The following is a 24244-nucleotide window of genomic DNA, read 5'->3' as shown; positions in this document are numbered from 1 at the left end:
AGCACGACAAGCCGGATGAGAGGACGTTGCGATGGCCCACTTCAGACGAACCGAGAGCAAAGGTGTCGCCGCGTCGGGACCGGGCGCGCCGGTGGTGATCGACTGTGACGACTGCGCGGCGCGCGGCCCGCGGTGCCGGGATTGCGTGGTCAGTGTGCTACTCGGGGTACCGGAAACTTTGTTGGAGGACGAGCGGGCCGCACTCGAAGTGCTCGCGGAGGTCGGGATGGCGCCGCGGTTGCGTTTGGTGCCGATTCATCGAAATCGCGGGTCCGGTGTCGCGTAATGGCCCTGAGTGCCAAAACCCCAGGACCGCCCGTATGCCCAGTCTCGTTCACATACTTATGTCATAAATCTTTCCATTTTCTTAACGATCTGGTTTGGACAAACGCCGATATCGTTTCGTAACCTGTTTGAGACCTAAACCCAGCTCGACCTCGAACGTCGATGGCAGTTTAAGGAAGCAATACTTTGAGTTTCGGCTCCGCGCATTCGATCTCGCGTGTCATCACGCGGTCAGTCATCGGGACGCTGGCAGGCCTCACGGTCTTATCGGGTGTCTGTGCCGCCAATGTGGCGGCCGATCCGGCCGACGACGCCCTGGCAAAGCTCACCGAGTTATCCCGGCAGGCGGAGCAGACCACCGAGGCCATGCACAGCGCGCAGCTCGACCTCAACGAGAAGGTCGCCGCCCAGCAGGCCGCCGACAAGAAGCACTCGGACGACCAGGCCGCCGTCGATGGGGCACGGGCTCGGCTGGCCACCTTCCAAAACGCCGTCAACAAGCTGGCCGCCGCGACCTACATGGGTGGTCGCGTCGACGGCATGGAGGCGATGCTGACCGCGCAATCGCCGCAGGGGTTGATCGACAAGCTGGCCGTGCAGCGCGTGATGGCGACGCAAATGTCCACGCAGATGGCAAGTTTCCGGGCGGCCAGTGAGCAAGCCGCCAAGGCGGAGCAGGCATCGGCCAAGTCCGCCGCCGAGGCCAAGAGCGCGGCCGAGCAGGCCGCCGCGGTGCGGGCCAGCCTGCAGTCCAAGCAGAGCCAGCTGCAGGTTCAGATCGCGGTCGTCAAATCGCAGTACGTATCCCTGTCGCCGGAGCAGCGCACCGCGCTGGCCGATCCCGGACCGATGCCGGCCGGCGCGCCGGTTCCCGGTGCGCCCGGGCCGGAGGCGTTGCCGCCCGGTGCGCCGCCGGCACCAGGCGCGCTGCCGCCGGGCGAGGCTCCGCAGCCGGCCGGGATGATGCCCGGCATCCCCGGAATGGCTCCCGGCGGCCCGGGTGGCCCCGGCGGTGACCGTGCCAGCGTCGTGCAGGCGGCACTGACCCAGGTGGGAACGCCCTATTCCTGGGGTGGTGCCGCACCTGGCGGGTTCGACTGCTCCGGACTGGTCATGTGGGCCTTCCAGCAGGCCGGGGTCTCGTTGCCGCACTCGAGCCAGGCGCAGGCCAACGGCGGTCAGCCGGTGGCGCTGTCGGACCTGCAGCCCGGCGACGTGGTGACCTTCTATTCCGACGCGTCACATAGCGGCATCTACGTCGGCGACGGCATGGTGATTCACTCGTCCACCTACGGTGTGCCGGTGCGGGTGGTGCCGATGAATGCCGCGGGCCCGATTCACGACGCCCGCCGTTACTGATCGGTTTCACCGCAGGCAATTCCGTCGGCGGCGCCGGTGGCTGCCGATCCTGCTCGCCTGGGTCTTTGTCGTTGAGATCGTGGTGGCGGCCGCCGCAGGGCTGAATGTCCGCGATGGCCGGATAAGACCCGCACAGCTGGTCGCTCCCGCGCGCAGCCAACCGATCGCCGGGCGGGCGCCATTAATCGTCGGTGACCGCCAGGTTCGCCTGATCGGCCTGGGCGGTGCGGCGACCGATCGCCTGCTGGCCCGTATCGCAGCGCAGCTGCCCACCGCGATCGACAAGGTCGAGGCATTCTGGGGAGCCGACTGGTCGCGCGACATCTCGGTGGTTGTCGCCGGCTCCGACGACCAATTCCGCGCCGCCGCCGGTGGCGGACCGCCGGAGCAGTGGGCGGACATCGCCGCGATCACCGTCGCCGATCGCATCGATCCCGCGCATCGGGTGGTCGTCGGCCAGCGGATCGTGTTTGCCCCCGGTGCTGCCGCCATGAGCGACTCAGCTCTGCGAATTGTGTTGACCCACGAGCTTTTTCACTACGCGTCACGCGCCGACACCGCCCTCGACGCGCCGCGATGGCTGGCCGAGGGCGTCGCCGATTTCATTGCCCGGCCCGGTGGCCCGGTCCCAGCGCAGGAGCGCTCGCGGCCCGTGTCGTTACCGTCGGACCTCGACCTGGACACCCCGGGTCCGCAGCGCTGGTTGGCCTACGACCGCGCTTGGTGGTTCGCCCGCTTCGTCGCCGATACCTTCGGGACGCCGCAGCTGCGCGCCTACTATCTCGCCGTCTGCGGCCTCACCCACGTCGACCCGTACACCGCCGGCCGCAAGGTACTGGGCATCGACCCGGCAGGCCTGCTCGCGCGTTGGCAGCAATGGATGGTCGGCTAGCCTAAGGCAAGTGAGCCGGGTCCTGCTGGTAACCAACGACTTTCCGCCGCGGCGTGGCGGCATCCAGTCCTACCTGCGTGAATTCGTCGGCCGGCTGGTCAACACCGGGTCGCATGCGGTGCTGGTGTACGCGCCGCAGTGGAAGGGTGCGGATGCCTTCGACGCCGAAGCGGCCGGCTATCGGGTGGTGCGCCATCCGGGCACGCTGATGCTGCCGGGGCCGGCCGTCGATGCCCGGATGCGCCGGCTGATCGGCGACCACGGCATCGACACCGTGTGGTTCGGCGCGGCCGCACCGCTGGCGCTGCTGGCGGCACGGGCCCGCCAGGCCGGCGCAACCCGGGTACTGGCCAGCACGCACGGTCATGAGGTGGGCTGGTCGATGCTTCCGGTGGCGCGGTCGGTGCTGCGTCGCATCGGCAACGACACCGACGTGGTGACGTTCGTCAGCCGCTACACCCGGTCCCGGTTCGCGACGGCGTTCGGGCCCGCGGCCTCGCTGGAATACCTGCCGTCGGGAGTCGACACCGACCGGTTCCGCCCAGACCCGGCCGGGCGCGCCGAGCTGCGCAACCGCTACGGGCTGGGGCAGCGGCCCACCGTCGTGTGCCTGTCCCGCCTGGTGCCGCGCAAGGGCCAGGACATGCTGATCAAGGCGTTGCCGTCGATCCGGCAACGCGTCGACGGCGCCGCCCTGGTGATCGTCGGCAGCGGCCCGTACCTCGACACGCTGCGCACGCTGGCGCAGCGCTGCGGCGTGGCCGACCACGTGACCTTCACCGGAGCGGTGCCCTCGGCCGAACTGCCCGCCCACTACGCACTGGCCGACGTGTTCGCGATGCCGTGCCGCACTCGCGGCGCGGGCATGGACGTCGAGGGCCTGGGCATCGTTTTCCTGGAGGCCTCGGCGACCGGGGTCCCGGTGATCGCCGGCGATTCGGGCGGAGCCCCAGAAGCCGTGCAGCACAACAAGACTGGACTCGTCGTCGACGGGAACTCGGTGCACATGATCGGCGACGCCGTCACCGAACTGCTGGCCGACCCGGACCGGGCGGCGCTGATGGGCGCGGCCGGACGCGATTGGGTGACCACCAACTGGCGCTGGGACACGCTGGCGGCCCGGCTGGCCGACCTGCTGCGCGGCCAGCCCTCGCCGGCCACACTGGGCTGAGGCCCCTAGTCCTTCTCGTAAAGCGCCTCGATGTCGGAGGCGAACTTCTCGGCCACCACGTTGCGCTTGAGCTTCATCGTCGGGGTCAGCTCACCGGTGTCCTCGGTGAAGTCGACCGGCAGGATGCGGAACTTGCGGATCGACTCGGCGTGCGATACCGACAGGTTGGCCTGCTTGACCGCGGCGTCGATCTCGGCGACCAGATCGGGGTCGGTGGCCAGGTCGCCGACAGATGAGCCCTCGCCCTTGCTGTTGCGCTGCTTCCAGCCGTCGAAGGCCTCCGGGTCGATCGTGATCAGTGCTCCGACAAAGGGTTTGGCGTCCCCGACCACCATCGCCTGGCTGATCAACGGGTGCGCTCGCAGTTGGTCTTCCAGCACGGCGGGGGCGACGTTCTTACCGCCGGCGGTGACGATGATCTCCTTCTTGCGGCCGGTGATCTTCAGGAAGCCGTCTTCGTCGAGCGCGCCGAGGTCGCCGGTCTTGAACCATCCGTCGGCGAACGCCTCGGCGGTGGCCTGCTCGTTGCGCCAGTAGCCGCTGAACACCACGCCGCCGCGCACCAACAGTTCACCGTCGTCGGCGATGCGCATGCTGTTGCCCGGCAACAAGGTTCCGACGGTCCCGATCTTCACCCTGCCGACCTGGTTGACCGTGATCGCCGAGCTCGTCTCGGTCAGGCCGTAGCCCTCGTGGATGGTCAGGCCCACACCCCGGTAGAAGTGCCCCAGCCGGGCGCCGAGCGGTGCGCCGCCTGACACCGACGCGTGGCAGTCGCCGCCTAGCGCGGCGCGCAGCTTGTGGTAGACCAACCGGTCGAACAGCGCGTGCTTGGCGCGCAGCAGCAGCCCGGGCCCGCCGTTTTCCTGCGCCTCGCTCCAGTCGACCGCGGTTTGCACGGCGCGCGCGAAGATCGGCCCCTTGCCGTCGTTGGCGGCGTTCTGCTCGGCGGTGTTGTAGACCTTTTCGAACACCCGCGGCACCGAGACCACGACCGTCGGCTTGAACACCGCGAACATCGGCAGCAGGTTCTTGATGTCGCTGGTGAACCCACATGTCACCTTGTTGGCGAACGCGGACAGGGTCAGGGAGCGGGCCAGCACATGGGCCAGGGGCAGGAAGATCAACAGCCGTTGCCCCTCGTCCAGCAGGGTTGGCAGACACTCCTTGGCACCCCGTGTCTCGTAGAGCAGGTTGGAATGCGTGAGCTGGCACCCTTTGGGACGTCCGGTGGTCCCGGACGTGTAGATCAGCGTCGCGGGATGCTCCGAGCGCAGCGCCGCTTGGCGAGCGGTCAGCTGCTCGGGGTCGACCGACGCGCCGGCCTCGACGAGCTGGTCGAGCGCCTTGGGGCCCGACCCGTCGATGTGCAGCACCCGGCGCAGAGCGGGAAGTTCGCCGGTGAGCTCGGTGACCGTCGCGGCGTGCGCGTCGGTTTCGGCGAACGCCACCACGGCTTCGGAGTCCTTCAGCACCCAGCGCACCTGCTCGGCCGACGAAGTCTCGTAGATCGGCACGGTGACGGCGCCGATCGACAGGATGGCCAGGTCGAGGATCGCCCACTCGTAGCGGGTGGCCGAGAAGATCGACACCCGGTCGCCGGGTTCCACGCCCAGCGAGATCAGGCCCAATGCCGCAGCGCGAATCTGCTGGGCGGCCTCGGCGCACGTGACGTCGGTCCACACCCCGTCGATCTGACGTTGATAGATGACCAGGCTGGGGTCGTCGCGCTCGTGCTCGAAGACCATGGCCGCGATGTTGTCGTGCTCGCCGACGGAGAAGCGGGCAGGAACGCTGTACTCACGCACTCTTTTGACTCCGATTGATCTGGTGACTGGTGGCCGGCTTGCTGTAACTCAGACTAATCGCGGTATTCGCGCAGCAACCAAGCAGTCGGTTGGGCGGCCGCTTTGTTGCGGTGCGCCCTCGGCGACGTGCCTCGGATATTGATATGTGAAGCTGACACGATGCACAGCATCCAGATCGCGGACCAGACCTATGTCGCCGCCGACGGTGCACTGGTCGGCGCCGCGATCGGCGACCGGGTGTGCTGGAGACGGTGGTGGCCGGATCTGCGGCTACAGGTCGTCGAGGACCGGGCCGAAAAGGGAATTCGCTGGACGGTCACCGGGGCGCTGACCGGCACGATGGAGATCTGGCTGGAGCCGTCGCTGGACGGGGTGGTGCTGCACTACTTCCTGCACGCCGAACCGACTGGCGTGGCGGCCTACCAGCTGGCCAAACTGAACTTGGCGAAATTGACGCACCGCCGTCGGGTGGCGGGCAAGAAAATGGCTTTCGAGGTCAAGGCGAGTGTGGAACGGTCGCGACCGGTCGGCGTTTCTCCGGTAGCTTAACTCCGGTCAAGGTTCGCCCGGAGAGTAGCGTTTCGGTCCGAAGGCGGGGTACTACCGGAGAGGACCGGGCGTGTGCCCCCTTGCGGAGAGAAGGTAGCGGCCAGGTGGCGGAAAAGACGACTCAGACGATTCACATCGAGGCAGACCCCGGCACGGTGCTGCAGGTGATCGCCGACATCGATTCGTACCCGGACTGGATCTCGGAGTACAAGGAAGCCGAGGTCCAGGAGCGCGGGGACGACGGCTACCCGAAGACGGTGCGCTTCGTGATGGACGCCGGTGTCATCAAGGACACCATGGTGATGTCCTACCAGTGGCCGGCCGACCATAAGTCGCTGAGTTGGACCCTGGTCTCCAGCTCGCTGCTGCGCTCGCTCGAAGGGTCATATCGGTTGGCGGCCAAGGATTCCGGGACGGACGTCACCTACGAACTCTCGGTCGACCTGGCCATCCCGATGATCGGGTTGCTCAAGCGCAAGGCCGAGCGCAGGCTGACCGACACCGCTTTGAAGGATCTGAAGAAACGAGTCGAGGCTGAGTGAGTCCGTTTCACCCACCCCTCCCGACACCGGCGCCCGGATCAGTCTCTTCGTGGGGAAGGGCGGGGTAGGAAAATCCACCCTCGCTGCTGCCACCGCGGTCTGTGACGCGATCGAAGGGCAGCGCGTGCTGGTGGTCTCAACCGACCAGGCGCACTCGCTGGGTGACGTGCTCGGCATCCCCGTCCCGCCGAGCGGACGCGGCGAACCGGTTCGGGTGCTTGCCGGCCTGGAAACTGGGGAGGCCGCCGAGACGGGTAAGGGATCGCTCGACGCGATGGCGCTCGACACGTTAGCCCTGCTCGAGGCCCGCTGGCATGAGGTGGTCACCGCGCTGGATCGCCGGTTTCCCGACTCCGAGCTGAGCAGTATTGCCCCCGAAGAACTTTCGGCGTTGCCGGGCATCCAGGAGGTGCTCGGCCTGCATGCGGTCGGCGAACTCGCGGCGTCGCGACGATGGGATCGCGTTGTCGTCGACTGCGCCTCGACCGCGGACGCGCTGCGGATGCTGACCCTGCCGGCCACGTTCGGGCTTTACGTCGAGCGCGCCTGGCCGCGCCATCGCCGGCTGTCCATCACCGCCGACGACGCCCGTTCGGCCGCGGTGGTGGAGCTGATCGAACGGATCAGCTCCAGCGTCGAGCGGCTCAGCGCACTGCTCACCGACGGAGATCTGGTCAGCGCGCACCTGGTGCTGACGCCCGAGCGGGTGGTGGCCGCCGAAGCGGTCCGGACACTGGGTTCGTTGTCGCTGATGGGGGTGCGCGTCGAGGAGCTGATCATCAATCAGGTTCTGGTCGAGGACGAGTCCTACGAGTATCGCAACCTGCCCGAGCACCCGGCGTTCTATTGGTACGGCGAGCGGATCTCGGAGCAGCGCGCGGTGCTCGAGGAGCTCGATGCCACGATCGGCGATGTGGCGCTGGTGATGACTCCGCACCTGGCCGGTGAGCCGATCGGCCCCAAGGCGCTGGGCGGGTTGCTCGACAGCGCGCGACTTCGGCGTGGAGCCGCCCCACCAGGACCGTTGCGTCCTATTGTGGATCTCGAGTCGGGGTCGGGACTTGGGTCGATCTACCGGATGCGGCTAACGTTGCCCCAGCTCGACCCCGGATCGCTGTCCCTGGGCCGGGTGGACGACGACTTGATCATCAGCGCCGGCGGGTTGCGGCGCCGGGTTCGGTTGGCGTCGGTACTACGGCGGTGCACGGTGCTCGACGCGCATCTGCGGGGCGGTGAGCTGACAGTTCGTTTTCGACCAGATCCGGAGGTGTGGCCTAAGTGAGCAAGCCGCACCCCGATATCGCACCGGAACTGCGCAAGCTGGCCGAGGCGATTCTCAACGGCATCGACCCCGCCGTGCGGATGGCCGCGGCGATGACCGCGGGCAACGGCGTCGGCACCGGCAAATGTCAGCAGATCTGGTGCCCGGTGTGCGCGCTGGCCGCGCTGGCGACCGGCGATCAACACCCGCTGTTGACCGTGATCGCCGATCACAGCATCGCGCTGCTCGAGGTGATCCGCGCGATCGTCCGTGACGTCAATGACATCGACCGGTCTTCGGGGTCAACACCGCCACCTCCCGACGGTCCGCCCGGCGGCGCCGCGCCGGGCGAGGACACCACCGCGGGCGAGGCCGGGGTGCGGACTCGCTACCAGCCCATCCCGGTCACGATCGAAGAGTGATCCTCAGGATTTGAAAGTGGTCCCCTGGATCGCGGATGGGTACAGTTGGCGCAGAACACCGGCGGGTTTCGGGCGAGAGGGAGGGCCATGGCGTACTGGCTATTCAAGTACATCCTCCTGGGCCCGCTGTTGCAATTGCTTGGCCGGCCGAAAGTCGAAGGCCTGCAATATGTTCCGAGCACCGGCCCAGCGATCCTGGCCAGTAACCACCTCGCGGTGATGGATAGCTTCTATCTGCCACTGGTGGTGCGCCGGCGGATCACCTTCCTGGCGAAGTCCGAATATTTCACCGGCACCGGAATCAAGGGCTGGTTCAGCCGCTGGTTTTTCACCGCCGTCGGCCAGGTGCCGATCGACCGTACCAACGCCGACGCTGCCCAGGCCGCACTGCAAACCGCCCAGCGACTGCTGGGCGAGGGCAAGCTGATGGGCATGTATCCCGAGGGCACCCGGTCGCCCGACGGGCGGCTGTACAAGGGCAAGACCGGGCTGGCCAGGCTCGCGCTGGAGACCGGGGTGCCGGTGATTCCGGTCGCGATGATCGGCACCGACGTCGTCAACCCGCCGGGCACCACGATGCTGCGCTTCGGCAAGGTGACGGTCCGGTTCGGCAAGCCGATGGACTTCTCCCGCTTCGAGGGTCTGGCCGGTAACCGGTTCATCGAGCGGGCCGTCGCCGACGAGGTCATCTACGAGCTGATGGGCCTGTCCGGTCAGGAGTACGTCGACGTCTACGCCGCGACGGTCAAGAACCGCAGCAACGGCTCCGACGGTCAGGGGCCGGACGACGAGGCCGCGCGCATCCCCGAGACCGCCGCCGGCTAGGTCGCGACGTTCACGTCGCGCAGCAGCTCACGGTCGGCGCCGGATTCGCTGCGGCCCTGTGCACCCGGCGCCGCGACCCGGGCGGTGATCGTGAGTCCGGCCGTGACGAGCACCGCCAGCGCCCACCACACGTAGCCCATCCCGAGCAGCTGACGCCACCAGTTGGCGGTCTCCTCATGGTGTTTGGGCATCAGCTCGATCGGTGTCCAGTCGATGTACATCAGCGCCACTCCGGTCAGCGTCACGACGGCCAGCGCGATGTTGCGGCGCCGCCAGGCCAGGATCGCGATCACCAGCAGCGTCGGCAGCACCCATACCCAGTGATGTGACCACGACACCGGCGACACCATCAGTCCGAACAGGGCCACGCAGATGACCGCGAGTGTCGTCTCGCCGGCCCGCAACACCCGTCGCATCGCCCAGATGGTCAACGCCAGCACGGCCAGGCACAGGACCACCCAGAGCAGGAAACGCAGGTGCTCGGAAAGTCCGATGCGGGCAAGCGCACCCGCGATGTTCTGGTCGGTGTTCAGTGCCGCGGAGCCGATCCGGTCGGTGTGGTGCACGGTGTGCGTCCAGTACTCCCAGGAGTCGTCCCAGGCCAGGATGAACCCGACGAGCGTCCAGATGGCGAACGACGTCATGGCCGTCAGTGCGGCGCGCAGGTCGCGGCGCACCAGGAAATACAACAGGAACACGGCGGGGGTGAGTTTGAGCGCCATGCCCAGCCCCAGCAGCAGCCCGCGCGGCCAGGGCGTGCGGCGCGGCACGCAGTCGGCGATCACCAGCGTCATCAGCACGACGTTGATCTGACCGAACGCGAAGTTCGAGGCGATGGGTTCCAGCCAGATCGAGGCCGGCGCCACCACCACGACGGCCAGCCACCAGCGGCGCAGCCAGGCCGGCCCGGGCACCAGCGTCGAGGTGTTCCACACGTCGAGGTGGGTCAGCACGATGACCGTCGACACGATCAGCAGCACCAAGGTCAGCAGCGTGATCGCGACGCTGGCCGCCGGCATGTGCAGCCAGGCGAACGGGCAGAATACGATCGCGGCCAGCGGCGGGTAGGTGAACGGCAAATTCAGCCCGATCGGTGTGTGGAACAACACGTCGCCGCGGTACAGCGGACGTCCGTCCAGCCAGGTCTGGCCGCCCATTTGATAGATGTCGATGTCGATGCGGTACGGCGTGTGCGCGAACAAGCCCCAGGCCGCGTAGCCCAGGGCCGCCGCGGCAAGCAGCCACAACAAGCCCCACAACAACGCCCGCCCCGGTCGGCTGCCCACAACGGGCGCCTGCGAATTACTCATGTTGTACATCAGCGTAATCGGTGTCGATGGCGGCACCTCCTCGCAGCGCGGCTCCCGCGTCGCGGACAGGTGCGGGCGTAGGTTGCAAGCGTGTGGGGATGGTTCGCGCCCAGAGTGGCCCACTGGTTCTCGTACGACATCGTCCACGGCGGCCGGCTTCCCCTGCTTTGCTGCCTGGTCGCTTTCATCCTGACCTTCTTCGTCACCCGGACCTTCGTGCGCTTCATCCGGCACCGCGTCGCTTCCGGGCGCCCGGCCAGATGGTGGCAACCGCGCAACGTCCACGTCGGGGGAGTGCACATCCACCACGTGACGTTCGGTGTGGTGCTGGTGATGATTTCTGGAGTGGCGCTGGTGGCGTTGTCGGTCAACGGTCAGGAACCCGAAAACACGTTGTCCGCAATATTTTTCGGTATCGGTGCGGCGTTGGTGCTCGACGAGTACGCGCTGATCCTGCACCTGTCCGACGTCTACTGGGAAGAGGACGGCCGCAGCTCGGTGGACGCGGTGTTCGCCGCCGTGGCGGTGGCCGGGTTGCTGATCATGGGGCTGCACCCGTTGACGTTCTTCTTTCCGTTCTGGCACGGCACCGACTCGTTGGTGTGGCATGCCGCGGTGGTCGCCACGATGGTGATGACGCTGCCGCTGGCGGTGGTGGTGGTACTCAAGGGCAAGGTGTGGACCGGCCTGCTCGGCATGTTCATCGTGTTCTTGCTGGTCATCGGGGCGATCCGGCTGTCGCGTCCACATGCGCCGTGGGCGCGCTGGCGATACACCACGGCGCCCGACAAGATGCGGCGCGCGCTGCAGCGGGAACGCAAATGGCGCCGGCCCGTCGTGCAGGCCAAGCTGTGGCTGCAGTGCGCGATCGCCGGCACACCGCGGCTGCCCGACGAACGCCTGGTCGACGCCCAGCTCGACCACGACGTTCATGCCGCACCGCCGCCCGAGGGAACCGAGCCCATCCTGATCGGCAGATAGCCTTTCGGAGTGCGGTACTTCTATGACACCGAATTCATCGAGGACGGCCGCACCATCGAGCTGGTCTCGATCGGGGTGGTCGCCGAAGACGGCCGCGAGTACTACGCCGTGTCCACCGAATTCGATCCCGAACGCGCCGGGGCCTGGGTGCGCGCCAACGTGCTGCCCAAGCTGCCGCCGCCCGCCTCGCAGCTGTGGCGCTCGCGCAAGCAGATTCGCCACGACCTGGAAGCCTTCTTCGGCATTTCCAGCGGCCAGGCCGCCGAACCGATCGAGCTATGGGCGTGGGTGGCGGCCTACGACCACGTCGCGCTGTGCCAGTTGTGGGGGCCGATGCCGGGACTGCCCAAAGCCATCCCGCGCTTCACCCGGGAGCTGCGCCAGCTCTGGGAGGACCGGGGCTCGCCGCGGCTGCCCCCGCGACACCGCGACGTCCACGATGCACTGGTGGATGCCCGCGATCAGATGCGCCGTTTCCGGCTGATAGTGTCCGGCGACGATGCGGGCGCGTAAGCGTCCTGCTAAGCAGCCCCAGCCCGACTGACGAATGGCCTTGGCCCTGGCTGGCCACAGATATCATGGACCGATGAACTGGACCGTCGACGTACCGATCGACCAGCTGCCGGCTCTGCCGCCGCTGCCCGCTGACCTGCGGACGCGGCTGGACGCTGCCTTGGCGAAGCCTGCCGCGCAGCAACCGTCGTGGCCCGACGAGCAGGCCGCCGCGATGCGCACGGTTCTGGAAAGCGTTCCGCCCGTAACGGTGCCGTCCGAAGTCGCGCGGCTGCAAGATCAACTCGCCCAGGTCGCTAAGGGCGAAGCCTTCCTGCTGCAGGGCGGCGACTGCGCTGAGACGTTCGTCGACAACACCGAGCCGCACATCCGCGGCAACGTACGCACCCTGCTGCAGATGGCGGTGGTGCTGACTTACGGCGCCAGCCTGCCGGTGGTCAAGGTGGCCCGCATCGCGGGTCAGTACGCCAAGCCCCGGTCGGCCGATATCGACGCGCTGGGCCTGAAGTCCTACCGCGGCGACATGATCAACGGCTTCGCCCCGGATGGCGCTGCGCGCGAGCACGACCCGTCGCGCCTGATCCGTGCCTACGCCAACGCCAGCGCCGCGATGAACCTGATGCGGGCGCTGACGTCGTCGGGGCTGGCTTCGCTGCACGGGGTGCACGACTGGAACCGGGAGTTCGTCCGGACCTCGCCGGCGGGTGCCCGGTACGAGGCGTTGGCGGCCGAAATCGACCGTGCGCTGAGCTTCATGAGTGCGTGCGGCGTGGCCGACCGCAATCTGCAAACCGCCGAGATCTACGCCAGCCACGAGGCGCTGGTCCTCGACTATGAGCGAGCGATGCTGCGGCTGTCGGAAAGTGAAGACGGCGAGCCGCAGCTCTACGACCTGTCGGCGCACACGGTGTGGATCGGGGAGCGGACCCGCCAGCTCGACGGCGCGCACATCGCGTTCGCGGAGGTGATCGCGAACCCGATCGGCGTCAAGCTGGGCCCGACGATGACGCCCGAGCTGGCGATGGAGTACGTCGAGCGCCTCGACCCGCACAACCAGCCGGGCCGGCTCACGCTGGTCAGCCGGATGGGCAACAACAAGGTCCGCGACCTGCTGCCGCCGATTATCGAGAAGGTCCAGGCCACCGGTCACCAGGTGATCTGGCAGTGCGACCCGATGCACGGCAACACCCATGAGTCGTCCACCGGCTACAAGACCCGTCACTTCGACCGCATCGTCGACGAGGTGCAGGGCTTCTTCGAGGTGCACCGCGCGCTGGGCACCCACCCCGGCGGCATCCACGTCGAGATCACCGGCGAGGACGTCACCGAGTGTTTGGGTGGGGCACAAGACATTTCGGACCACGATCTGGGCGGCCGTTACGAGACTGCGTGCGACCCGCGGCTGAACACTCAGCAGTCGCTGGAGCTGGCGTTCCTGGTCGCCGAGATGCTGCGCGACTAGCTCCGTACGGCGGCTTGCTCCCGTTGCGGCACAACCGAAGCCGTGGCCACACGATTTCTCCTCCGCGACAATCGTGCCCGCAAGTTTCCCCACATGATGCGCGGCAGTAAGGCGGGATCCTGCAGCCGCGACGGCGGGTCGACGAAGTTGGAGACCCGAAAGAAGCGCTCGGTCAGCACGACGTCGTGGGCGGCGGCGTTCAGTGCCGCGTTGGACAGCCAGCCCTGCAGCCGTGTTCTGACGGATTTTCGGTCGCGAGTCGGGGAAGGGACTCGCGACCGGGCCTGATTGGCGATCCATGTCGCCCCGATGTAGCGCGCCGTGGCGCGAAAATAGCGTTGCGCAAGGGCCGTATTGCCGCCGGAGCTCAGGCACTCGCGCAGGGTCAGCGCTTCCAGCGCGGCGATCGTCATGCCCTGACCGTGGGTCGGGTCGAAGCTGCAGAGCGCGTCGCCGATCACCAGCAGACCCGCAGGGAAGCTGGGCATCTGGTCGTAGCGCCGCCAGAGGGCGGCGGTGTGGCGATACGTCACGGCCTCCCCGATGGGGTGCGCCTGGCGCAGACCCTCGACGATGGCCGGGGGCAGGGACGGCGTGGCCAACTCGAGCATCCCTGCGAAATCGGTTGCCAGCTCTGCGGAGTCGGTGTGCTGGCCGATCGCCAGCATCCAGGTGTCGTGCTCGCAGGCCAGCAACAGGCCGCCGGGCTTGCCGTCACCCGGATTGAACAGCACCAGCCGCTGGGCGATGGATCCCTCAGGGACACTGATGTGTTGGCTCGAGTAGCCAAGCCTGGACACTTCTCGCTCCTCGGTGGGCCGTGGGAAACCCAGCCGTTCTAGAAACGCCGGGGTGCGTGCGGCCCGACCCATCGCGTCCACCACTAGGTCGGCGTCCAGCGTCGTGACAAAACCGTTGTAGCGCCTGATGATTCGCACTCCGTTGACGATGTCTGAGGTGTTGACCAGTTCGGCGACGTCGTGTCCGTCGAGAAACGTGACGTTGGGTAAGGCCTTGACGCGTCGGCGCAGATGAAACTCCACGAAAGGCCGGCTTGCCAGGTAGAGCGCCAGCGCGTCCGGATCGGCGAATCTGCCGGTGCGCTTGAACTCATAGCGACCGAAGCGCACATAGAAATTCGACAGTTCGCCGTCGTCGACGACGACCGCCCCGGCTCTGGCCAGGTCTTCCAGCAGTCCGGGAAACAATTCCTCCAGCACCTGCAGGCCGCGGCTGTGGAAGTTGTGCACATGGCGGCCCTGGGGGATGCCCCTGCGATGGCACGGGTAGTCGGGCAACCTGTCCCTCTCGACCACGCTGACCGAGTCGTAGAACTCCGAAAGTGCCCGCGCCGCAAGTAAACCCGCCATTCCGGCGCCCAGTACGACCGCGTGTTCGCCGAGCCGGTGCGGCGAGTCGATGCTGCGCATTGTCGAACCCATGCAGCGATACGCTACACGAAAATTAAGAAAAATAAGAGATTCTTGAGGTTACTTTAAGATTCGTGTCGCGACCGTGACTTCGGGTCCGTGGCACGGGCTGGGGGAGTCGCGGGAACGGCCCGGCGCGGTGAGGTCGGCCAACTACGACCGGTGCAGCGCCGACGCGCGACGAGGCCGAGACGGGTCGGGCCGGCCGGTGCTTGCTGTCACCCAGCGTTTACGTCGTTTTGCTGGCGCCCGGCCACGGTCACGGCTATTCTATGCCCGTTGAAAAAATATTCAATGACCATTGAAATAATCCTAAGCGCCGGGGAGGTCTGGACGACATGGATTTTGCGTTGCTGCCTCCGGAGGTGAATTCGGGGCTGATGTATGCCGGTCCGGGGTCGGGTCCGTTGTTGGCGGCCGCGGCGGGTTGGGACGCATTGGCTGCGCAGCTGGAGTCGACCGCCAGTGGTTATGCGGCGCAGCTGGCCGGATTGACCGGCCCGGCGTGGTCGGGCCCTTCGTCGGTGTTGATGAGCGCCGCGGTCACTCCCTACGTGGAGTGGTTGTCTGCCGCCGCGGCTCAGGCCGCGCAGACCGGGGCCCAGGCTGCGGCCGCGGCGGCGGCTTATGAGGCGGCGTTCGCGATGACGGTGCCCCCGCCGGTGATTGCGGCCAACCGGGCGCAGTTGATCGCGTTGATTGCGACCAATTTCTTCGGCCAGAACACCGCGGCGATCGCGGCGACCGAGGCGCAGTACATGCAGATGTGGGTTCAAGACGCTTCCGCCATGTACGTGTATGCGGCCGACTCCGAAATCGCCAGCTCCCTGACCACCTTTGACGACCCGCCGCAGACCACCAACCCGGCGGGACAGGATGCCCAGGCCCAGGCCCAGGCCCAGACGATGGCGCAGACAACCGGCAACGCGACGCGGCAGGCGAGCAATGCCACGATGCACACGCTGAGCTCCGCCACCACCGACTTCACCGGGCCTGTTGCTCCGGACCAGACCGTGACCGTGTCGCCGGGCAGCACCATCACCCTCGGTACCGACACGGGCATGTTGATCAACAGTGGCGAGATCACCGTCACCGGCCCTGGCACCAACCTCATCACCTACGGCTCCGTAATCATGAGCCCCGGCAGCACAATTCACACGATCATCGACTGCTCCGCGGACGGTGTTCTGATTCCGGCAGGCGTTGACTTCACTGCCGGAGCCAACCCCGTCGTGCTGACTCCCGCGACGTTTCAGGAGGTCCTGGTTACCCTGATCAACGGGTCCGCCACCCTTCCCGGTATCGAAGGGCAGGTCGCCATCCAGACCTTCGCAAACACCGCCTCCGCGATCGTCGGCCCCGCGGGCGCGTCCATCACCAACGCGTTCGGCTCGGTCACCGTCGCCTCCGCCACCCCCATCGTCCCGAGCTCGTCGAGCGCGGTGGGAGCCGCCCCGTTGGGCGGGCTGGCGGCGCCGGGCCTGGCGGGCACCGCGGCAATTCAGCCGCAGCTCAATGTGGATGGGCTGCTGGAGTGGGCTCAAACGGTTGCCGGCTGAAAGGTCTGGGAGACATGGATTTTGCGTTGTTGCCGCCGGAGGTGAATTCGGGGCTGATGTATGCCGGTCCGGGGTCGGGTCCGTTGTTGGCGGCCGCGGCGGGTTGGGATGCATTGGCCGCGCAGCTGGAGTCGACCGCCGGCGGTTATGCGGCGCAGCTGGCCGGATTGACCGGCCCGGCGTGGTCGGGCCCGTCGTCGGTGTTGATGAGCGCCGCGGCCGCTCCGTATGTGCAGTGGCTGTCTGCCGCCGCGGCGCAGGCCGCGCAGACCGGGGTTCAGGCCTACGCGGCGGCGGCCTCTTATGAGGCGGCGTTTGCGATGACGGTGCCGCCTCCGGTGATCGCGGCCAACCGGGCACAGTTGATCGCGTTGATTGCTACCAATTTCTTCGGGCAGAACACCCCGGCGATCGCGGCGACCGAGGCGCAGTACATGCAGATGTGGGTTCAAGACGCCACCGCCATGTACGGCTATGCGGCCGACTCCGAAATCGCCAGCACCCTGACCTCGTTTGACGACCCGCCCCAGACCACCAACCCGGCGGGACAAAGTGACCAATCCAGCGCGGTGGCCCAGGCCGCCGCCAACACCACCGGCGCCCGCACCCAATCACTGGCGCAACTCAGCGCACAAACCAGCTCCCAGCAACTCGCCACGACCGCCAGCGCCGGCGACCCCGCCCTCCCTGCTGGTAGCGCCGCGAACGTCGCGCCCGGCGGAGCTGTCCTCGACATCGGCGTCACCGCCACCGCCAGCAACGGCTACCCGGTTACATTCGCGGCACATTCCGAGTTCTTGGCCGTCACCCAGGTGACCGTCACTTTCAATATCAACGGCGGACTTTCCTTTACCTTCGACGCCGGCACCGATGCTTCCTTTGGCATTCCGGGCGTCGTCGACAGCGGAACCTTCACCGTCCTCTCTGGCTCCTCGGGCGCCGCGGGTACTTTCACCGTCCCGAGCGGATCCATCACCGCAGTCGGCGCCGGCACCAATGTCACCCTCGCCAGCGGCTCCGTCATCGCCGTCAACAGCGGTACCGTCATCACCGGCCCCGCCGTGGCCCCGGTCGCCCCCACCTCGTCCGGCGCGGCGGGGGCGTTGCCTGTGTTAGCCGGGATGAGCAGCACACCAGGTCTGGCGGGTACCGCAGGAATTCAGCCCCAGCTCAACGTGGATGGGTTGTTGGAGTGGGCTCAAATCGCTTCCGGCTGAGAGTCGTCACTCGCGACGCGAACTGGTCAGCGAGCAAAGCGCGTTCACCCACCAGGTGGCACCCGGTAGGTGAACGCGCTATCGATTGGGTCGTGGCGGGGTAGTGCCAGAGGTTGGCTGCCCCTGACTTACCAAGTGCCGCTTAAGTATTCGGCACTATCCCGCTGCAACCCCGAGTGGTGGTTCCACACTGGCCGCCGGAACGCATCCGGTCGCTGTTACGGCGGTAAACGCGAGGATCGTCGCTACGACGATCTTTGTGGCTAGACCTGACATGGCGACTCCATTCAACTGACCCCCTGCCAGAACTGTAGATCGAAAAGAACATTATTTCAATAGTCATTGAAATAAGAGAGGTTTGCCGGCATAGTTGCTACGCGGACCGGGTGATTGGCCGCGCGGCAGGGGCGTTGAAATGAACAAGTACCTTTAGGCGCGGTGCTGTCCGAGCGCACGACGGGATGCGTCCATCGTGGCGAAGGTGAACGAGGAAGGTAGTCACTTGACGTCTAAGGTTCCGCCGGCCAAGGTTGCGCGAGTCGTTGAGCGGGCCCGCCACCATCTGTCGCGGCTACGCCAACGGTCCGCTCCGCCTGCGGCGGTGATGATGGAATTGATCCTGAACGCCTGGGTCGCTCAGTCGATCGCGTCGGCGGCCGATCTCGGCGTGGCGGACGCCTTGGCCAATGGCCCGCTGTCCGCCGAGCAACTGGCAAACCGGGTCGGCGCCGACCCCGACGCTTTGCACCGACTGCTGCGGGCGTTGATCGGCATCGGCATTTTCCGTCAGCACCGCGACGGGCGTTACGCACTCACCCCGCTGGCCGAAACACTGCGCACCGATGCGCCCGTGTCGATGGCCGGGATGGCGCGGTGGGTCGGGTCGCCGCAGCATCGGGAGCATTGGAGCCATCTGACCGATGCGATCCGGACCGGGCATCCGGTGGTTCCCGCGCTTCGCGGCAAACCGATTTTCGAATACCTGTCCGAGCAGGCCGAGCTGGCCGCGATATTCAACGACGCGATGACCAGCGTGTCGGAATTCGCGACCGTGCCCTTGACCGCGGCCTACGATTTCGGTGCGTTCGGCACGATCGTCGATGTCGGAGGCGGACACGGTCGGCTGCTGGCAGCGATCCTTCAGACCGCTCCGAATGCGCGCGGCGTGCTGTTCGATCTGCCGGAGGTCGTGGCGGGCGCCCCGGAATTGTTTCGCAAGTACGGTGTCGACGGCCGCGTCCGAATCGAAGAGGGTTCCTTCTTCGATTCCGCACCGGAAGGTGGCGACGCCTATGTGCTCAAGAACGTCATCCACGACTGGGCCGAGGAAGACGCGGTGCGCATTTTGAAGAACATCCGCGCCGCGGCCCGCAGTGGCGCGCGACTGTTGCTCTGCGAGTTCGTTATTCCCGACCACGACCGCGACTTCCACGGCAAGTGGGTGGATATCGAGATGCTGGTCGTCGCCGGCGCGCGCGAGCGCACCGCGGACGAGTACGCCCGGCTATTCGATCAGGCCGGTTTCCGGTTGTACAGGGTTGTCGACACCGTGTCGCCGCTCAGCATCATCGAGGCGACCGCGGTGTAGCCGGGGCGGCTGCGCGCGGCTTCCCCTTCTTTCGCGGCGCCTTGGCCGGCTGTTGCGATGGCAGGTCCAGCAGCCCCAGCTCATCGGCGGGGGCGGTTAAGAACCGGTGCACCACCGGCCCCAACAACCTGACCACGTCGTCAACCCCGAGCGACGACAGCGGCGGCACGCGCATGATGTAGCGCAGCATCGCGGTGCCGACGAGGTTGGTCGCCGCCAGCATCGCGCGCAGTCGTGTCTCGTCGCCACCGCCCATCGCGCTGGACACCGCGGTCATCAGGTAGTCGTGCAGGAAAGCGCGAAATGCTTCGTTGGCATCGCTGTTGGACGTCGCGGACTGCACGATCGAGGCCATGCTCGCGGCGCTATCGGGCTGTTCCCAGATGCTCAGGTAGGCACGTAGCACGCGGTAGCCCAAGTCGTCGTCTTTCTCGGCGAGCACGTTTGTCAGCAGGTCGGACGGCAGCACCAACTTCATCGACTCGCGAAACAACTCCGCCTTCGAGCCGAAGAGATAGAGGACCATCGACGGATCGACTCCCGCGTCGTCGGCAATCGCTCGCAGCGTCGTCTTGTCATAGCCGTTGATCGCGAACTGGCGCTTTGCCGCGCGTAGGACCGTGTCGCGCGATACCGGCTCGCCTTGGCGCCGGCCGCGTCGCTTCGTCATTTCCCCAGGTGAGGACACGGGCGAACCATATCATTTCAACCGATATTGAAAAGGTATCCGGTGGCCGCAGGCCGCGCGTCACCTGTCACAGCAGTCCGCTCAGGTTGCTGCCCAGCGTCCATCCGGCCGTCGCGGCCAGGCCAGTCAACGCCAGCACCAGCGCCACCCAGATCAACACCATGCGGCGGCCGTTCTGACGTGCCAGGGCGAATTCGCTCAGCGCGATACCGGCGAATTCTCCTGTGACGGGCTGGTATTCGTAATCGTCCTCGGGTTCGGCGTCGGCCTCGGCGCGGGGTTCGGGCTCCGGCCAGTCGGCGGGTCCGCGCGTCAGCTGACGGGTGGGCTGCCGGATCGGAGCCGGCGCCGGGGGCGGCTGTTCGCTGCGCCGGCTCTGGTGCAGGGCCGCCGAGCGGTGCTGGGCGGAATTGCGCGGTGCCGGCACCCGGAAGTCGGGCAGGCCCAACTCCTCGGCGATCGCCTCCACGTCGGCGAGCATCTCGATCGCGTCGGCGTAGCGCTGCGCGGGGTCGCGCGCGGTCGCGCACGCCACGAAGTCGTCGAATTGCGTGGGCACGCCCTCGATCACGCTGCCGGGACGCGGTACGTCGTGGTCCAGTCGCTGGTAGGCGACCGACAGCGGGGAGTCGCCGGTGAACGGCGCAGCGCCGGTCAGCAGCTCGTAGGTGAGGATCCCGGCCGAGTAGACATCGCTGCGCGGGCCGGCGTTGCCGTCGCGCACCTGTTCGGGCGACAGGTAGGCCGCGGTTCCCAAGATGACGCTGGTCGAGGTGATGCCGGCGGCCGCGACCGCACGCACCAGCCCGAAGTCGGCGATTTTGACGTCGCCCTCATCGGAGATCAGCACGTTCTCGGGCTTGACGTCGCGATGCACCAGCCCGGCGCGGTGCGCGGCTGCCAGCCCGCCCAGCACCGGTCGCAGCACCGCCACCACGGCATGGGGTGGCATCGGGCCGCGTTCGGTCAGCAACTCGCGCAGGGTGCCGCCCTCGATCAGCTCCATCACCAGAAACGGGTGACGCGCGTCCAGGCCCTGGTCGTAGACGGCGACCAGGCCCGGGTTCTTCAGCCGGGCCACCGTGCGCGCCTCGAGCTGAAACCGGTGCAGGAACTGGCTGTCACCGGCATACCGCGAATCCATCACCTTCAGCGCGACCGGACGATCCAGCCGTACGTCGATGCCGCGGTAGACCGTCGAGGTGCCGCCGCTGGCGATCTTGCCCTGGACCAGGTAGCGGCCATCCAGCAACGCGCTGTCCAACGGGTCGCCCGCCGCGGGTCTGGTCACCGGGCCATCGTAGGTGGGGTCGCCGGTTGGCGAGGAGAACATCCGCTCAAGGCACCTCCGCACTGGCTACCACCGCCTACACTTGCGCCGTGGGCAGTATTCCGGCCGGCGACGATGTTCTGGATCCCGACGAGCCAACCTACGACCTGCCCCGGGTCGCCGAGTTGCTCGGCGTGCCGGTGAGCAAGGTGCAGCAGCAGCTGCGAGAAGGTCACCTGCTTGCGGTGCGGCGCGCCGGGGGTGTGGTGATACCGCAGGTCTTCTTCACAAATTCCGGCGAGGTGGTCAAGAGCCTGCCGGGGTTGCTGACGATCCTGCACGACGGCGGCTATCACGAGACCGAGATCGTGCGCTGGCTGTTCACCCCCGATGCGTCGCTGACGGTGACGCGCGACGGCAGCCGGGATGCGCTCAGCAACGCCCGTCCCGTCGACGCGTTGCACGCTCATCAGGCCCGTGAGGTGCTGCGCCGGGCCCAGGCTATGGCGTACTAAGCGGCGTACTACGCGGCCAGAGGTTCTTCGGCCTGCTCAGCGCGCGCTTCCGGGGCGCGGTACAGCGCCCGCCAGGCAATCAGCGCGGCTGCCGTGGCCAGCCCGAAGTGCGTCCAGGAATACATGCCGTGCGACCCGTCGGGCTTGAAGATCACCATGGCCCAGGTCGAGAGCCCACCGATGACCGCGATCCACCGTCGCGACTGCGCCAGCGGGGAAGCCACTGCCAGCGGCCAGGAGTAGTACCAGGGCAGGGCGGCCGGCACGAACAGCACCACGATCAGCATCGACCACGCCATCCCGGTCAGCGCGCCCCGGTCGTCGCGACGGTACCGCCACCACAGCAGCGGCAGGGACACCGCGATGATCAGGATGCCGATGAAGCGGGTGACGCGCAGCGTGGCGTAGAAGTTGACCGGGACGAAACCGTTGACGGCCCAATGGATCACATTCGCTGCCGCCGTCGGCACGGTCAGCCAGTTGATGATCTTCACCGAGCCGGCCAGCGCGGTCAGCCAGCCCAGGCCGACACCGGCCACCGCGGACAAGACGGCGAATACGGCGACGAAGATCAGCAGGCCCATCGCGGTGGCCGCCGCGAAGGCCCGCACCGGCCGGTAGCCGCGTTGGTCGCGCAGGTGCCGCATCCACACCCAGACCAGAAACGGCAACGACAGTGCGGCAGTGGCTTTGACCGCCACCGCGATCGTGACCAGGGTGATGCCCAGGGCATGACGGCGGGCGAAGGTCAGCGCGATACCGGCGGTCATCAGACCTACCATCAGCATCTCGTTGTGCACCCCGCCCATCAGATGGATCAGCACCAGTGGGTTCAGCACACAAATCCACAACGCAGTCGCGCCGCTGGTGCCGATATGGTGAGCCACTCGGGGAACGGCCCAGATCAACAGCGCCAGGCCCGGCAGCATGCACAATCGCAGCAGCATGGTGCCGAGGATCACGTGATTTCCGGCCACCACCGTGACGAGCTTGGCTATCAGAATGAACACCGGGCCATACGGCGCGGTGGTGATCGTCCAAATCGGGCTTACGTTGTCCAGCAACACATTCGGATTCGCTACCGGACCAACGGCATAGGGATCGAAGCCGTCGCGCAGCAGCGCACCCTGGGCCAGATAGGAATAGGTGTCGCGGCTGAACACCGGCACCGAGAGCAGCAGCGGGGCCAACCAGAAGCCGGTGGTGGCGCGCATCATGAATTCGGTGGTTTCGCCGGCCACCACGCGGCGGCCCAGCGCCAGCCACGCGATCAGCATCAGAGCCACACCCGTCCAGAGCATGATCGACGACAGCACCAGCCCGTGGCCAAATCGCAGCCAGGACATGTGGATTGACTCCAGCAATGGGTCGTGTGGCTTGGTGCTTCCCGCCCCCAGCCCGCCGGCGGTGATCAGCAGCGAACCCATGAAGCCCAGCTTGGCGGTGCGGGCCTGCGGTGCGGAGGCGAACGTCCGTAGCTCCGAAAGTCGCTGTGCGACAGATCGTTTCACCGTGGGTGCGCCGGTGTCCGGTGTGGTCATTGACTCAGGCGGACCGGTCGGTGGCCATTCTGGCCAGTTCGGAGAGCCCCGCCTTGGCCGCATCGCTGATAGGAGCCGCGGTGAGCTCGGCCAGCGCCCGCTGGGTCAGCGTGGCGATGCGCTGCTCGGCCGCGGTGAGCGCGCCCACCGACTCGATCACGTCGCGCAGCTCGGCCACTTGCGAATCGGTCAACGGCGCACCGATGGAACTCCGTAACAGGTTGGCCGCCAAGGGGTTTGACTTATCCGCCAACTCCATCGCCTCGGCCAGCAGCACGGTGCGCTTGCCGGAGCGCAGATCGTCACCCGACGGCTTGCCCGTCACCTTCGGATCGCCGAATACTCCCAGCACGTCGTCGCGCAGCTGGAACGCCACGCCGAGGTCGGTCCCGAGCCGGCCGAAGGCGGCCTGCACGTCCGGCCGGTCGGCGGCGACGGCGGCGCCGAGTTGCAGCGGTCGCGTCACCGTGTAGCAGGCGGTCTTGAACGTGGCGACGTTCATCGGCGACGCGATCGACTCCGAGGCGCTGGCCTCGGCGACGATGTCCAGGTATTGCCCGCCGAGCACCTCGGTGCGGATATCGGACCAGACCCGCCGGACCCGGCGCTGCGTATCCGCGGGCAGGTCGGCCCCGAACACGATGTCGTCGGCCCAGGCCAGGGCGAGGTCGCCGAGCAGGATGGCGGCCGAGATTCCGAACCGTTCTGCCGAGCCCTGCCACTGGCGGGCGCGGTGCGTCGCAGCGAAGTGGACGTGCACCGTCGGCCGGCCGCGGCGGGTGGCGGAGTCGTCGATGACGTCGTCATGCACCAGCGCGCAGGCCTGGAGCAGCTCCAGCGCGGAAAACAGCAGCAGCACTTGTGCGTCGGGTTCCGCGTCGGTCACCGCACGCCATCCCCAATACGCGAAGGCGGGCCGCAGCCGCTTGCCCCCGTTGAGTACGAACTCTTCGAGAGCGGAGATCAACGCGGCGTAGTCACCGCCGATGTAGGCGGTCTCCGCGCGCCGCGCGTGCAGGTACCGGCGAAGCTGCTCGCCGATCGCGCCGGTCAACT

General features: G+C 67.2%; 22 protein-coding genes and 1 pseudogene. 16 read left to right on the top strand and 7 right to left on the bottom strand.

The window, feature by feature from the left end:
- The first annotated feature begins 31 nt into the window (after nucleotides 1–31).
- The 4 genes from ACAG21_RS13600 to pimB all read left to right on the top strand — a co-directional run bounded on the left by ACAG21_RS13600 (nucleotide 32) and on the right by pimB (nucleotide 3707).
- The gene (locus tag ACAG21_RS13600) at nucleotides 32–286 is read left to right on the top strand and encodes a hypothetical protein (RefSeq protein WP_370496595.1); all 255 of its coding nucleotides are present in this window, start codon (nucleotides 32–34) and stop codon (nucleotides 284–286) included.
- Nucleotides 287–471: 185 nt separating this feature from the next.
- Nucleotides 472–1644 carry a peptidoglycan hydrolase RipC gene (ripC, locus tag ACAG21_RS13595; protein WP_370496594.1) on the top strand — a complete coding sequence of 391 codons (1173 nt, stop codon included), beginning with the start codon at nucleotides 472–474 and terminating at the stop codon, nucleotides 1642–1644.
- A 49-nt stretch (nucleotides 1645–1693) separates the two neighbouring features.
- Entirely contained in the window at nucleotides 1694–2536 is an 843-nt protein-coding gene (locus ACAG21_RS13590; RefSeq protein WP_370496651.1) for a hypothetical protein, read from the top strand.
- Nucleotides 2537–2546: 10 nt separating this feature from the next.
- A complete protein-coding gene (gene pimB, locus ACAG21_RS13585; protein WP_370496593.1) occupies nucleotides 2547–3707 on the top strand; it encodes a GDP-mannose-dependent alpha-(1-6)-phosphatidylinositol monomannoside mannosyltransferase in 1161 nt (386 codons plus the stop codon).
- Nucleotides 3708–3712: 5 nt separating this feature from the next.
- Here the strand turns inward: pimB and ACAG21_RS13580 are convergent, their stop codons facing one another.
- On the bottom strand, nucleotides 3713–5515 hold the full coding sequence (locus ACAG21_RS13580; RefSeq protein WP_370496592.1) for a long-chain fatty acid--CoA ligase: 1803 nt from the start codon (nucleotides 5513–5515) through the stop codon (nucleotides 3713–3715).
- 159 nt (nucleotides 5516–5674) lie between these two features.
- Between ACAG21_RS13580 and ACAG21_RS13575 the strand changes: the two genes are divergently transcribed.
- The 5 genes from ACAG21_RS13575 (at nucleotide 5675) to ACAG21_RS13555 (ending at nucleotide 9114) form a co-directional block, all read left to right on the top strand.
- Nucleotides 5675–6064, top strand: coding sequence for a polyketide cyclase / dehydrase and lipid transport (locus ACAG21_RS13575; protein WP_370496591.1), 390 nt, complete (start codon nucleotides 5675–5677; stop codon nucleotides 6062–6064).
- A 104-nt stretch (nucleotides 6065–6168) separates the two neighbouring features.
- Nucleotides 6169–6606, top strand: coding sequence for an SRPBCC family protein (locus ACAG21_RS13570; protein ID WP_342930213.1), 438 nt, complete (start codon nucleotides 6169–6171; stop codon nucleotides 6604–6606).
- On the top strand, nucleotides 6599–7888 hold the full coding sequence (locus tag ACAG21_RS13565) for an ArsA family ATPase (RefSeq protein WP_370496650.1): 1290 nt from the start codon (nucleotides 6599–6601) through the stop codon (nucleotides 7886–7888). The genes ACAG21_RS13570 and ACAG21_RS13565 overlap by 8 nt, the downstream gene beginning before the upstream one ends.
- A complete protein-coding gene (locus ACAG21_RS13560; protein ID WP_370496590.1) occupies nucleotides 7885–8289 on the top strand; it encodes a hypothetical protein in 405 nt (134 codons plus the stop codon). The genes ACAG21_RS13565 and ACAG21_RS13560 overlap by 4 nt, the downstream gene beginning before the upstream one ends.
- 87 nt (nucleotides 8290–8376) lie before the next feature.
- Nucleotides 8377–9114 (top strand): lysophospholipid acyltransferase family protein, encoded by a 738-nt coding sequence (locus ACAG21_RS13555; protein WP_370496589.1) that lies wholly within the window; start codon nucleotides 8377–8379, stop codon nucleotides 9112–9114.
- Nucleotides 9115–9124: 10 nt separating this feature from the next.
- On the opposite strand, the pseudogene ACAG21_RS13550 reads toward ACAG21_RS13555, so the two are convergent.
- Nucleotides 9125–10424: pseudogene (locus tag ACAG21_RS13550) on the bottom strand (glycosyltransferase 87 family protein).
- A gap of 114 nt (nucleotides 10425–10538) precedes the next feature.
- Here ACAG21_RS13550 and ACAG21_RS13545 point away from each other — a divergent pair.
- From ACAG21_RS13545 to ACAG21_RS13535, 3 genes are all read left to right on the top strand, one after another.
- Nucleotides 10539–11405 (top strand): hypothetical protein, encoded by an 867-nt coding sequence (locus tag ACAG21_RS13545; RefSeq protein ID WP_370496649.1) that lies wholly within the window; start codon nucleotides 10539–10541, stop codon nucleotides 11403–11405.
- Nucleotides 11406–11414: 9 nt separating this feature from the next.
- The gene (locus ACAG21_RS13540; protein ID WP_370496588.1) at nucleotides 11415–11918 is read left to right on the top strand and encodes a polyadenylate-specific 3'-exoribonuclease AS; all 504 of its coding nucleotides are present in this window, start codon (nucleotides 11415–11417) and stop codon (nucleotides 11916–11918) included.
- 73 nt (nucleotides 11919–11991) lie between these two features.
- Nucleotides 11992–13380, top strand: coding sequence for a class II 3-deoxy-7-phosphoheptulonate synthase (locus tag ACAG21_RS13535; RefSeq protein WP_370496587.1), 1389 nt, complete (start codon nucleotides 11992–11994; stop codon nucleotides 13378–13380).
- On the opposite strand, the gene ACAG21_RS13530 is transcribed toward ACAG21_RS13535, so the two are convergent.
- Nucleotides 13377–14822 carry an FAD-dependent oxidoreductase gene (locus ACAG21_RS13530; RefSeq protein WP_370496586.1) on the bottom strand — a complete coding sequence of 482 codons (1446 nt, stop codon included), beginning with the start codon at nucleotides 14820–14822 and terminating at the stop codon, nucleotides 13377–13379. The genes ACAG21_RS13535 and ACAG21_RS13530 overlap by 4 nt on opposite strands.
- Nucleotides 14823–15148: 326 nt before the next feature.
- Here ACAG21_RS13530 and ACAG21_RS13525 point away from each other — a divergent pair, with 326 nt between their 5' ends.
- From ACAG21_RS13525 to ACAG21_RS13515, 3 genes are all read left to right on the top strand, one after another.
- A complete protein-coding gene (locus ACAG21_RS13525; RefSeq protein WP_370496585.1) occupies nucleotides 15149–16369 on the top strand; it encodes a PPE family protein in 1221 nt (406 codons plus the stop codon).
- 14 nt (nucleotides 16370–16383) lie between these two features.
- Complete coding sequence (locus ACAG21_RS13520) at nucleotides 16384–17586, top strand: PPE family protein (protein WP_370496584.1); 1203 nt, start codon at nucleotides 16384–16386, stop codon at nucleotides 17584–17586.
- Nucleotides 17587–18088: 502 nt separating this feature from the next.
- Complete coding sequence (locus ACAG21_RS13515) at nucleotides 18089–19174, top strand: methyltransferase (protein WP_370496582.1); 1086 nt, start codon at nucleotides 18089–18091, stop codon at nucleotides 19172–19174.
- On the opposite strand, the gene ACAG21_RS13510 is transcribed toward ACAG21_RS13515, so the two are convergent.
- Both ACAG21_RS13510 and ACAG21_RS13505 read right to left on the bottom strand, forming a co-directional pair.
- Nucleotides 19152–19844, bottom strand: a complete 693-nt coding sequence (locus tag ACAG21_RS13510) for a TetR family transcriptional regulator (RefSeq protein WP_370496580.1) — start codon at nucleotides 19842–19844, stop codon at nucleotides 19152–19154. The genes ACAG21_RS13515 and ACAG21_RS13510 overlap by 23 nt on opposite strands.
- A gap of 85 nt (nucleotides 19845–19929) precedes the next feature.
- Nucleotides 19930–21126, bottom strand: coding sequence for a protein kinase (locus ACAG21_RS13505; protein ID WP_370496648.1), 1197 nt, complete (start codon nucleotides 21124–21126; stop codon nucleotides 19930–19932).
- A gap of 116 nt (nucleotides 21127–21242) precedes the next feature.
- On the opposite strand from ACAG21_RS13505, the gene ACAG21_RS13500 reads away from it, so the two are divergent.
- A complete protein-coding gene (locus tag ACAG21_RS13500; protein WP_096288606.1) occupies nucleotides 21243–21647 on the top strand; it encodes an Rv2175c family DNA-binding protein in 405 nt (134 codons plus the stop codon).
- Nucleotides 21648–21655: 8 nt separating this feature from the next.
- Here ACAG21_RS13500 and ACAG21_RS13495 read toward each other — a convergent pair whose 3' ends face one another.
- Nucleotides 21656–23188, bottom strand: coding sequence for an alpha-(1->6)-mannopyranosyltransferase A (locus ACAG21_RS13495; protein ID WP_370496579.1), 1533 nt, complete (start codon nucleotides 23186–23188; stop codon nucleotides 21656–21658).
- 4 nt (nucleotides 23189–23192) lie between these two features.
- On the bottom strand, nucleotides 23193–24242 hold the full coding sequence (idsA2, locus tag ACAG21_RS13490; protein ID WP_370496578.1) for a bifunctional (2E,6E)-farnesyl/geranyl diphosphate synthase: 1050 nt from the start codon (nucleotides 24240–24242) through the stop codon (nucleotides 23193–23195).
- Between the last annotated feature and the right edge of the window lie 2 nt (nucleotides 24243–24244).

This window comes from Mycobacterium sp. pR1184 (assembly GCF_041287235.1).
GTDB lineage: Bacteria > Actinomycetota > Actinomycetes > Mycobacteriales > Mycobacteriaceae > Mycobacterium.
This window is presented reverse-complemented; position numbering and strand designations above follow the sequence as displayed.

Coding starts and splice junctions, on each gene's coding strand:
- ACAG21_RS13495 (WP_370496579.1), bottom strand. CDS start 23,188: ATGACCACACCGGACACCGGCGCACCCACGGTGAAACGATCTGTCGCA.
- ACAG21_RS13575 (WP_370496591.1), top strand. CDS start 5,675: ATGCACAGCATCCAGATCGCGGACCAGACCTATGTCGCCGCCGACGGT.
- ACAG21_RS13600 (WP_370496595.1), top strand. CDS start 32: ATGGCCCACTTCAGACGAACCGAGAGCAAAGGTGTCGCCGCGTCGGGA.
- ACAG21_RS13520 (WP_370496584.1), top strand. CDS start 16,384: ATGGATTTTGCGTTGTTGCCGCCGGAGGTGAATTCGGGGCTGATGTAT.
- ACAG21_RS13555 (WP_370496589.1), top strand. CDS start 8,377: ATGGCGTACTGGCTATTCAAGTACATCCTCCTGGGCCCGCTGTTGCAA.
- ACAG21_RS13510 (WP_370496580.1), bottom strand. CDS start 19,844: ATGACGAAGCGACGCGGCCGGCGCCAAGGCGAGCCGGTATCGCGCGAC.
- ACAG21_RS13535 (WP_370496587.1), top strand. CDS start 11,992: ATGAACTGGACCGTCGACGTACCGATCGACCAGCTGCCGGCTCTGCCG.
- ACAG21_RS13525 (WP_370496585.1), top strand. CDS start 15,149: ATGGATTTTGCGTTGCTGCCTCCGGAGGTGAATTCGGGGCTGATGTAT.
- ACAG21_RS13530 (WP_370496586.1), bottom strand. CDS start 14,822: ATGGGTTCGACAATGCGCAGCATCGACTCGCCGCACCGGCTCGGCGAA.